The sequence below is a fragment of the Aeromicrobium tamlense genome, assembly GCF_013408555.1.
In the GTDB taxonomy this organism is placed as follows: Bacteria; Actinomycetota; Actinomycetes; order Propionibacteriales; family Nocardioidaceae; genus Aeromicrobium; species Aeromicrobium tamlense.
Genome location: NZ_JACBZN010000001.1, coordinates 2,535,931 through 2,546,532, shown reverse-complemented (window position 1 = coordinate 2,546,532; position 10,602 = coordinate 2,535,931). Strand labels below are relative to the sequence as shown.

The window sequence follows — 10,602 nt, the reverse complement described above, 5'->3', positions numbered from 1 at the left end:
GTGAAGGTCCTCAGCATCGTCGGGGCCCGCCCGCAGTTCGTGAAGCTGGCGCCCATCGACCACGCGTTCCGCGCGGCCGGCGTCGAGCACGTCATCGTGCACACCGGCCAGCACTACGACGAGCGGATGTCGGGCGAGTTCTTCCGCGAGCTCGACATCGCCGAGCCCGACGTGAACCTCGAGATCGGCTCGGCCGGCCACGGCGCCCAGACCGGCGCGATGCTCGCGCGGATGGACGACGTCATCCTCGAGCACCGTCCCGACTGGGTCCTGGTCTACGGCGACACGAACTCCACGCTGGCCGGAGCGGTCAGCGCCGCGAAGCTGCAGGTCCCGCTCGCGCACCTCGAGGCCGGGCTGCGGTCGTTCAACCGCGCGATGCCCGAGGAGCACAACCGCGTTCTGACCGATCACGCCGCCGACCTGCTGCTGGCGCCCACCGAGCAGGCCATGGCGCACCTCGCCACCGAGGGTCTCGCCGAGCGCTCCGTGCTCGTCGGCGACGTCATGACCGACGTGCTGACGGGCATCAAGCGCCGGATCGACTCCGGCGAGCTCGAGATCCCCGACCTCGGCGTCACGCCGGGGGAGTACCACGTCTCCACGATCCACCGGGCCGAGAACACCGACGACCCCGAGCGCCTGCGCGCGATCGTCGAGGGCCTGCAGGGCCTGGAGCGTCCGGTCGTGCTGTTGGCGCACCCGCGCCTCGTGCAGCGCTGCGCCGACTTCGGCATCGTGCTCGAGCAGGGCTCGGTGCGCGTGCACGAGCCGCTGCCGTACGGACGCCTCGTGGCCGCTGCGGCAGGCGCGCACTCGGTGATCACCGACTCGGGAGGCCTGCAGAAGGAGGCCTTCCTGCTGCGGGTCCCGTGCGTCACCGTGCGCACCGAGACCGAGTGGGTCGAGACGGTGGAGCTGGGCTGGAACGTGCTGGCGTCCGACCCGCGCACGATCGCGTGGGCCCTGGCCAGCCTCGACCCGCAGCCCACGGACGCCACGCCCTACGGCGACGGCCGCGCCGCCCAGCGCGTCGTGGAGGCCCTCAGCCGCTGAGCGGGGTGGGCCTTCAGGCCAGCGCGAGCCGCCCGTCGGTCTCGCGGTAGGTCTCGCCGGTCTCGGGGCACGTGAAGGTGCCGTCGCCCTGGTCGTCGAGCGGGCGCCCGGCGCGGCCGACCCACGCGATGCGTCGCGCCGGCACGCCGACCACGAGCGCGTGCGGGGGCACGTCCTTCGTCACGACGGCACCCGCGGCCACGAGCGCCCAGGCGCCGATCCGCACCGGGGCGACGCAGACGGCACGCGCGCCGATCGAGGCGCCCTCGTCGATCGTGACGCCCACGGGCGTCCAGTCGGCGCCGGACTTGAGCGAGCCGTCGGGGGCGACCGCGCGCGGGAACTCGTCGTTGGTCAGCACGGCGGCGGGGCCGATGAAGACGCCGTCGGCGACCTGCGCGGGCTCGTAGACGAGCGCGTGGTTCTGGATCTTGACCCGGTCGCCGATCTGCACGCCCGAGCCGATGTAGGCACCGCGGCCGACGATGCACTGCTCGCCGAGCGTGGCGTTCTCGCGCACCTGGGCGAGCTCCCACACGGTGGTGCCGGACCCCAGCGTGGCGCGGTCGTCGACTTGGGCGGTGGGCTTCACGGTGGCGCTCATGGCGCCACGCTATCGCTCCGGGCAGACGCCGTCGTGCTTGACTTGGCTCCGGCCGTTCGGCCCCGGGAGACACGACCGAGAAGAGGCGGAGGCGACCAGGTGGCACCACGGATTCCCGCAGCCCTGAGGGCGCGACTGGCCCGCGTCAAGCGTGCCGTCACCCGCGGCGACGACGCGGCCCCGCCGATCGTCGACGCGGTCCGGGTCGCGGTGGACGCCGACGGTCGGGTCACTCTCGCAGGCACCGCCCGGGACGGGATGGTCGTCGACGCCGTGACGCTGCAGGTCCGCGGCGGGGGCGCGAAGGTCAAGGTCCCCGCGAGCGGCCGCGCCGAGTTCGCGGTCACGGCCGACGTGCCCGACCGCGCGCCCACCAGCTCCCACTCGATCGACGTCCAGCTGCACCTGAAGAGCGCCGCGGGCAAGAAGGTCACCCGCCGGCTCACGGCGGGCCCGGGCGACCGGTCCGCGATCGTCTCCGAGATCGGCGAGACCCGCGAGCGCCCGGTCTGGTGGTACGCCACCCGCGACGGCTACCTGTCGATCCGCGTGGGCGTGCAGCGCATCCCGAAGATCCTCACGAAGGTCACCGCGGTGCGCGGCTCGGCCCATGGCTTCGCGTTCGAGGCCGACCTGATCACGATGCACGCGGACGGTCGGAACGCCGAGCTCGAGGTCACGGTCCGTGCCACCGAGTTCGCCCACCGGCTGCCGCTGCAGGTCGGCGCGGGCACCCGCGATCCGCTGAGCCGTGAGATCACGCACCCGATCGCGGGCGCCATCGACGTCACTGCCCTCGTGGCCGCCGGGATGCCCGCGAACGAGCAGTCGGTCGACATCGCCGTGGTCGTGGACGGCAACGACGGCACGCCCCTGCGCCGCGGTCTCGCCGTGCCGGGCGACCTGCGCGGCTTCCGCCGACTGAAGCCGCTCACGGGCTCGGACGAGGGCTTCACGCAGGTCCTCGTGCCGTTCCTGACCTTCAAGTCCAAGAACCTGTCGTTCGCCCGCGAGCTCTTCACCCGCGACGCCCACCGCTACCTCACGCGGCTGCGACGGCTCGGCCCGCTGTGGACCGTGATCCGCGCGTTCTCGTCGGTGTGGGTGGTGGGGGAGACCCCGTACAAGGCGCAGGACGCCGGGTTCCACCTCTTCCGCTGGGTCCGGCAGCAGCACCCCGGCCGGCGGGCCTACTACGTCATCACCGAGGACAGCCCCGAGCGCGCCAACGTCGACCCGCTCGGGAACGTCGTCACGGTGCGCTCCCGCGAGCACATCCGCGCGTGCTTCATGGCGCGTCGCTTCGTCACGACGCACAACGCGAGCTTCGTGCTGGCCACGTCCGACCGCCGCGCGGTCCGGTGGATGCGCGGCAACCGCGTGTTCCTCCAGCACGGCGTGCTCGGCACGAAGAACATGGCCGAGACGTACGGCCGCCTCAGCCCGGCGTTCCACACCGACTTCGTCCACGTCAGCTCCCCGCGCGAGCGCGAGCTGATGATCAACGACCTCCGGTACCGGCCGCAGCAGGTGCGCGTCACGGGCCTGAGCCGCTTCGACCGCCTCCTCGAGCCCACGGAGCAGCCGCCGCGCGGCATCCTCGTGATCCCCACGTGGCGCGACTGGCTGAGTCGCCCGGCCGCGTTCGAGGAGAGCGAGTTCCTGGAGCGCTGGCGCGCCTTCCTGACCTCCGAGCCGATCCGGCAGGCGATCGCCGAGGGCCTGCCGGTCACGGTGATCCTGCATCCGAACATGCGCTTCTTCGGCGATGCGCTCGCCGTCGAGGGCGCCACCGTCCTGCGCCAGGGCGACGTGGACGTGCAGACCCTGCTGCGCAGCCACGCGGCGATGGTCACCGACTACTCCTCGGTGGGCTTCGACTTCAGCTTCCAGGGCCGCCCGGTCTTCTACCACCAGTTCGACCGGCAGCGCTTCCTCGGCAAGAGGCCGTCCCACCTCGACCTCGACCTCGACCTGCCGGGCGACGTCTTCCGCGAGGTCGAGCCGCTCGCCGAGGCCGTGGTCGCCTCGTGGCGCGCCGGCTTCCCGCAGGACGCCGAGCACGCCCGCCGCAGCGCGCTGTTCCTCGAGCCCGCCACGGGTTCCTACAGCGAGCAGGTCTTCGAGTCCGTCCGCACCGCGCGCTCCGCGTGGGTGCCGCTGTGGCGTCTGCGCGACTCGTCGTACGGCCGCCGCACGTACCGCGCGTTCCGCAAGGGCCGACTCTTCCAGCCGTCGATGAAGGCGATCGCGGCCGTGGGCCGGATGCTGCCACGCCGCGACCTCGTGGTCCTCGAGAGCGACACCGGCCGGGCCGTCGCCGACAGCCCGCGCGCGATCTACGAGGAGCTGGTCTGTCGCGGTGCCCCGTTCCGCTACGTGTGGAGCACCCGCAGCACCTTCCGTCCGCTCGACGTCACGACGCGCAAGGTCGAGCCGGGCTCGCCCGCGTTCCACTGGCACCTGTCCCGCGCCCGGTACTGGGTCAACAACCAGAACTTCGGCCCGGTCGTGAAGCCGGCGAAGGGCACCACCTACCTCCAGACGTGGCATGGCACCCCGCTCAAGCGGATGCAGTACGACGCGGTCTCCACCACGGGCCGCGCCCCGGGCTACCTCGAGCGCGTCTCGGCCAAGACCGCCACGTGGTCGATGCTGCTGTCGCCGAGCCCGTACGCGACGGAGGCGTTCCGCTCGGCGTTCCGCTACGAGGGACGCGTCCTCGAGGCCGGCTACCCGCGCAACGACGTGCTGGCCCGCGATGCGAAGGAGGTCGGCGAGGTCACCCGCCGCCGTCTCGGCCTGCGTCCCGAGGACCGTGTCGTGCTCTACGCGCCCACGTTCCGCGACGACGTCAAGCAGGGCAAGCAGTTCGTGTGGGACGGCGCGCTCGAGTGGGAGCCGCTCGTCGAGGGCCTCGACGAGGACACGGTGATCCTCGTGCGTCGCCACAGCGTCGTGCGAGGCTCGCTGAAGATCCCGCCGGAGCTCGCGCACCGGGTGCTCAACGTCTCGAGCTACCCCGACATGCAGGACCTGCTGTGCGTCGCCGACGTGCTCGTCACGGACTACTCGTCGGTGATGTTCGACTACGCGATCCTCGACCGGCCGATCGTGTTGTTCTGCTACGACCTGGCGCACTACCGCGACGACCTGCGCGGCTTCTACCTCGACTTCGAGGCCGAGGCGCCGGGACCGATCGTGGCCACGCAGGAGGAGCTGCGCGCGGCGCTGCTCGAGGCCGAGGGCCACGGCGACGCCTACGCGACCCGTCGCCACGAGTTCCGGCAGCGGTTCGCCCCGCTCGACGACGGTCACGCCGCCGAGCGCGTCGTGGACGAGGTCTTCGGCTCCTAGGCGGCCGAGCGGATCGCCTTCCGGGCCGCCTCGTCGACCTCGGGCGCCAGCTCGCGCGAGAACGTCGCCGTCAGGTGGCCGTGGTCGAAGTACGCGATCTGGTCGCCCACGACGAACCGGCAGGTCTCGTCGTCGCACAGGCGGTCGGTGACGTCGAGGACCGAGACCAGGCCCGAGTCGTCGGCGCGCCCGGCGGCGGCCAGCGGATCGGGCTCCACGGCCTCGTCGCGCGGGCGCTCGCACACGGCGGGGTCGTCGGCGTTGAGCGCCACGCAGTCGGGCACGCTGCCCGCCGCGGCCGGGGTGTCGCGGATGACCAGCACCGGGATGCCCTCGTCGGTCAGCGTGTCGAGGGTGTCGGCGTACGCGGCCTGGGCGACACGGTCGGCCTCGGGCTGCTCGAGGCCCGCCAGCGGCAGCGTGCGGGTGCGGTTCGAGATCACGACGAGGCTCGGGTCGGAGTCGATGATCCGCTGCAGGCTCTCGGCGTTCCAGGCGCGGCAGTTGCGTGTGGACTTCGGGTTCGGGAACGCGATGTCCAGGTCGACGGTGTAGCACTGCGACGCGAGGTAGGTGTCGAGCGCCCACCCGCGCTCGGTGGCTACCTCGTCCAGCGCGGGCTGCCAGTGCCCGGCGTGCGAGTTGCCGATCAGCGCGACCCGCTGGTCGGAGTCCTCGTCGCCGTAGTGGCAGACCGGGTGCGTCGTGAACGGGGCGCTGGCCCAGCAGTCGTCGGGGTAGACGGCGGGCTGGTCGGCCTTTGCATCGACCGGCGTCATCGCCAGGCCGCTGTCCTCGGTGCCGTCCGGCGCCGCCGTCAGTGCCCACGCGGCGCCGCACGTGAGCGCCGTGGAGGCCGCGAGCATCGCGAACGTGGCGCGCTTGCGGGCGACGAGATACGGGTGGAACCGCAGCGGACGCTCGATGAAGCGGACGGTGAGGCCCGACAGGACGATCGTCAGGACCAGGACGACCGCATCGGTGCGCAGCGTCTTGTCGACGCCGAGCGCGAGGGGCGTGATCACCACGAGCGGCCAGTGCCACAGGTAGATCGGGTACGACCAGTCGCCCACGAGCTGGATCGAGCGGGCCTCCCACGGGCCTCGCGTGTCCACTGCCGCGAGCAGGACGAGCGCGGCGCCGACGGTGGGGACGAGGGCGGCCGAGCCCGGGAACGCGGTGGCGCGGTCGAACCAGAAGACGGCGTACGTGATCATCGCGAGGCCGACGAGCGCCACGGGTCCGCGCCAGCGGGGGAGGGTGACACCGCGGTGCACCGCGATCGCCACGAGCGCGCCCAGCAGCAGCTCCCAGACGCGGGCCGGGGTGACGAAGTAGGCGGCGCCGGGATCGATGTCGGTCAGCCGGATGCTCCACGCCAGCGAGGCCGCGAACACGGCGACCGTGACGAGCGGCAGCCACGCGCGACGGAACGCCAGGACGGCGGCGATCAGGATCGGCCAGAAGAGGTAGAACTGCTCCTCGATGCTCAGCGACCAGTAGTGCTGGACGGGCGTCGGCGCGTTCTCGGCGGCGAGGTAGTCGGTGGCCGAGTCGGCCAGCACCCAGTTCTGCACGTAGAGCGCCGAGCCGACGACCTGACGGCCGATGTCGGCGAACTGTGTGGCGGGCAGCCACAGCCGCGACGCGACGACGGTGGCCACGAGGACGACCGCGGCGGCCGGGATGAGGCGGCGCACACGGCGGGCCCAGAAGTCGGCGAGTCCGGCGATCGACGTGGGCGGCCGCTGCGCGAGGTGCAGCGTGATCAGGTAGCCCGAGATGACGAAGAAGACGTCGACGCCGACGTAGCCGCCCGAGACCCGGCTTGGCCACAGGTGGAACGCCACCACGACGGTGACCGCCAGCGCGCGCAGGGCCTGGATGTCGGTGCGCACCGCCGGTGCCTTCCTCCGGTGACCGCGCGACCGCGGCGCGACGGCGTCCGTGGCGGTTCGGAGATTCTCGGGCACGAGGACCGATTCTAGGCGCCCTCGCCACGACTCCGTGCACCGCGAAGGCGAGGGCGTCCGGGGACGCGCCTAGGCTGCTGCGGTGCCCAGGCTGCTCACCGACATCCGACCGCTGCGCGCGTCGGCGGCGTACCGGCGGCTCTGGATCGGGCAGGCCGTGTCGGGCTTCGGCCAGCAGATGTCGGTGGTCGCGATCGCGTGGGAGGTCTGGACCCTCACCGAGTCCTCGTTCTCGGTGGGCCTGGTCGGCCTCGCGGGCCTGCTGCCGCTGATCGCCGGCGGCCTCTACGGCGGCGCGCTGGTCGACGCGTTCGACCGCCGCACGGTCGCCCTCGCCTCCGCGATGGGGCTGTGGCTGTCGGCCATCGCGCTGGTCGTCCACAGCGTCGCCGACGTCGAGTCCGTCGCCTTCCTCTACGGCGTCGTCGCCGTGCAGGCGCTGTTCTTCGCGGTGAACAACCCGGCCCGCGCGGCGATGCTGCCGCAGCTGCTGCCGGGGCACCTGCTGCCCGCCGCCAACGCCCTGGGCATGGCGGCCACCAACCTGTCCTTCACGGTCGGCCCGCTGCTCGGCGGCGCCCTGATCGCGTGGCGCGGGGTCGAGGCGGCGTACGTCGTCGACGTGCTGCTCTACGTCGCGGCGCTCTACTCGGTGCTGCGCCTGCCCCCGCTGCCGCCGGCCACGCCGATGCCGGTGCCCGGCCTGAAGTCGGTGGTCGACGGCCTGCGCTTCCTGCGCACCGCCCCGAACATCGCGATGTCGTTCGTGGTCGACCTGTGCGCGATGGTCTTCGCCCAGCCGCGCGCGCTGTTCCCGGCCCTCGCGGCCACGGTCTACGCGACCTCGAGCGGCAGCGACGCGGGCGCCTCGTCACTGGGTCTGCTGCAGGCGTCGCCCGCGATCGGGTCGCTGATCGCGTTCGTGGTCTCGGGCTGGGTCAGCCGGGTCCACCGCCACGGCATCGCGATCGTGGTGGCGATCGTGGTCTACGGGGCGAGCGTGGCCGCGGCGGGCTTCTCGGCGATCGGCGTGCCGGGCCTGCTGTGGCTCGCGGTGTCGTTCCTCGCGCTGTCGGGCGCAGCCGACATGATCAGCGCCGCGTACCGCTCCACGATCCTGCAGACCGCGGCTCCTGACGAGATGCGCGGACGGATGCAGGGCCTGTTCATCGTGGTGGTCGCGGGCGGGCCGCGCCTGGGCGACTTCGTCATCGGCTCGGTCGCCGAGGTCGTCGGCGAGCCCTGGGCGATGGTCCTCGGCGGCGCCCTGTGCATCACCGGCGTCCTGGTCTCGGTCGCCCTGCGCCGCCGCTTCCTCGCCTACGACGGCCGCCATCCCACGCCCTGACCCTTGCGAGGGCGGTGAGCTGTCAACCCTTCCCCGCGGGGCCCGGTGAGTGGTCAACCGCATGAGGTCCCCATGAGGTTGATGACGCACCGCCCGCACGGGGGAAGGGTTGAGGACTCACCGCTCCCCGAGGGTCAGCGGCCGAAGGTGGCGACGTCGATCTCGATCCAGACCTGCTCGGAGCGGCCGACGAGCTCGCCGTCCGGCGTGTACAGCGCCGTGCTGGTGAAGAACTTGCGGCCGTCGCGCTGCGCCAGCTGGCCGATCGCGTGGTAGGTCTCGCCGACGACGGGAGCCGAGTAGACCTCGGCGGTCATCGTGCCCAGCACCATCGGCTGCACCGAGAAGTCGGCCGCCCACCCGCCGGGGCAGTCGAGCGCGGCCCACGCGACCGGCACGCCCACCGCGCCGTCGTCCTCGCCGAACGCCTCGTGCACGTGCCACGGCGCGCCGGTGAGGTCGTCGCCGACCGGCCCGGTGAAGATGCGCAGGCCGTCGCCCTCGCCGCGGCCCGTGCCGCACGTGAAGCACTGGTCGAACGGGTGCGTGGTGAAGCCGGGGTAGCCGTCGTAGCCGGTCTGCACCGTCTTCGCGTCGAGGAACGGCGGGGGCTCGCGGGTGAACGAGCCGGGTGCCGACGTGCCCACGAGCGCGCCGCCGTGGGTCATCAGGCGGGTCTCGTCGGCGTCGTGCTCCCACGCCAGCGGGGTGTCGAGCGGCGGCGGCATCCGCAGCCTCGACGTGACCGGGCCGGTGTGGCCCTGCTCGAGACGGGCCTGCGCGACCAGGCCGGACACCCAGCCACCGTTGCCGGAGTCGGGCGGACCGTTGAACTGGCGGGGGATGGTGACCATGACCCGACGCTATCCTCCGAGCGCGTCGTGGCGGCGGAGGGCCTCCAGCCGCTCCTGCGCGTGGTCCACGAGCGGGGGCGGGTAGTCGGCCGGCGGCTCCTCGAGGGTCCACGGCTCGTGCACGCCGCGTCCCTCGACCCCGCGCAGCTCGGGGACCCAGCGCCGGATGTAGGCGCCGTCGGGGTCGAAGCGCTTGCCCTGACCCACGGGGTTGAAGACGCGGAAGTAGGGGGCGGCGTCGGTGCCGCAGCCGGCCACCCATTGCCAGCCGTGCTGGTTGTTGGCGAGGTCGGCGTCGACGAGCCGCTCGCGGAACCAGCGCGCGCCGTGGGTCCACTCGAGGTGCAGGTCCTTGACCAGGAAGCTGGCCACGGCCATCCGCACCCGGTTGTGCATCCACCCCTGCGCGAGCATCTGCCGCATCCCGGCGTCGATGAACGGGAAGCCGGTCCGGCCCTCCTTCCACGCCTCGAAGTCGCCGGCAGGCTCGTCGTACTGCATGCGCTCGTAGTCGCGGTTGTAGTAGCCGAACGCCGAGTGCGGCCACTCGTGCAGCACGTCGGCGTAGAACTCGCGGAACGCCAGCTGCCGCTCGTAGGCGCGCGCCCCGGCGGAGGAGCGCTCGGCGAGGTCGGCCAGCAGGGTGCGCGGGTGGATCGTGCCCCACTTGAGGTGCACCGACATGCGCGACGTGGAATCGAGGTCGGGACGGTCGCGCTCGCCGTCGTAGTCGTCCACGTGGTCGTCGAGCCAGCGCCGCCAGTGCGCGCGGGCCGCCTGCTCGCCGGCGGGCGGCAGGTCCACGTCGGTCTCGGTGACCTCGGGCAACGCCGCCGACCTCCCGGACCGCAGCCACGGCACCGCGTGGGAGCGGACCGCCGTGACGGGCGGGTGCGAGCCCTGTGCCTGCCACGACCGGAAGAACGGCGTGAAGACCTTGTAGGAGGTCCCGTCGCCCTTGCGCACCGTGCCGGGCGCGACGGCGTAGGACGAGTCGGCGTCCACCAGCGGGACGTCGCCCAGTGCGTCGGCCACCCGTCGGTCCCGGCGCATCGCGTAGGGCGTGTGCCCGCCCGTGACGTGCACGCTGCTCGCGCTCGCCTGCTCGACCACGCGCGGCACCTCCACCTCGGGCCGCCCGCGCACCACGTGCAGGCCGCCGATGCGCTCGTCGAAGTCGGCCAGCAGTCGCGCCAGGTAGGCGGATCGGACGGGCATGTTCGACGGGTCGAAGTGGTCGTCGAGGACGAACAGCGGGACGACGCCGTCGGGCCCGGACTCGATCGCCGAGCGGAGGGCACCCTGGTCGGCCAGGCGCAGGTCGGCACGGAACCACATCACGGAGACGGTCACGACCGCATCGTCCCCCGCGCGCCGCGGCTCCGCACCCGGGCCGACGGGCCGATCGCG

7 protein-coding genes are annotated in these 10,602 nt (G+C 72.8%); 3 read left to right on the top strand and 4 right to left on the bottom strand.

Translation table 11 applies throughout. The features are described from left to right. On the top strand, positions 1-1,056 hold the full coding sequence (gene wecB, locus BJ975_RS12595; protein ID WP_179426413.1) for a non-hydrolyzing UDP-N-acetylglucosamine 2-epimerase: 1,056 nt from the start codon (positions 1-3) through the stop codon (positions 1,054-1,056). 13 nt (positions 1,057-1,069) lie between these two features. On the opposite strand, the gene BJ975_RS12590 is transcribed toward wecB, so the two are convergent. After that, on the bottom strand, positions 1,070-1,660 hold the full coding sequence (locus tag BJ975_RS12590) for an acyltransferase (RefSeq protein WP_179426411.1): 591 nt from the start codon (positions 1,658-1,660) through the stop codon (positions 1,070-1,072). Positions 1,661-1,759: 99 nt separating this feature from the next. On the opposite strand from BJ975_RS12590, the gene BJ975_RS12585 reads away from it, so the two are divergent. Further along, a complete protein-coding gene (locus BJ975_RS12585) occupies positions 1,760-5,017 on the top strand; it encodes a CDP-glycerol glycerophosphotransferase family protein (protein WP_179426409.1) in 3,258 nt (1,085 codons plus the stop codon). Here the strand turns inward: BJ975_RS12585 and BJ975_RS17150 are convergent. Then, complete coding sequence (locus BJ975_RS17150; RefSeq protein WP_179426407.1) at positions 5,014-6,915, bottom strand: acyltransferase family protein; 1,902 nt, start codon at positions 6,913-6,915, stop codon at positions 5,014-5,016. The two genes, BJ975_RS12585 and BJ975_RS17150, sit on opposite strands and share 4 nt — an antisense overlap. 157 nt (positions 6,916-7,072) lie before the next feature. On the opposite strand from BJ975_RS17150, the gene BJ975_RS12575 reads away from it, so the two are divergent. Further along, positions 7,073-8,338 carry an MFS transporter gene (locus tag BJ975_RS12575; RefSeq protein ID WP_218845896.1) on the top strand — a complete coding sequence of 422 codons (1,266 nt, stop codon included), beginning with the start codon at positions 7,073-7,075 and terminating at the stop codon, positions 8,336-8,338. A gap of 134 nt (positions 8,339-8,472) precedes the next feature. Here the strand turns inward: BJ975_RS12575 and BJ975_RS12570 are convergent, their stop codons facing one another. Further along, entirely contained in the window at positions 8,473-9,192 is a 720-nt protein-coding gene (locus tag BJ975_RS12570; protein ID WP_179426405.1) for a hotdog family protein, read from the bottom strand. Positions 9,193-9,201: 9 nt separating this feature from the next. After that, positions 9,202-10,545 carry a cryptochrome/photolyase family protein gene (locus tag BJ975_RS12565; protein ID WP_317628277.1) on the bottom strand — a complete coding sequence of 448 codons (1,344 nt, stop codon included), beginning with the start codon at positions 10,543-10,545 and terminating at the stop codon, positions 9,202-9,204. Between the last annotated feature and the right edge of the window lie 57 nt (positions 10,546-10,602).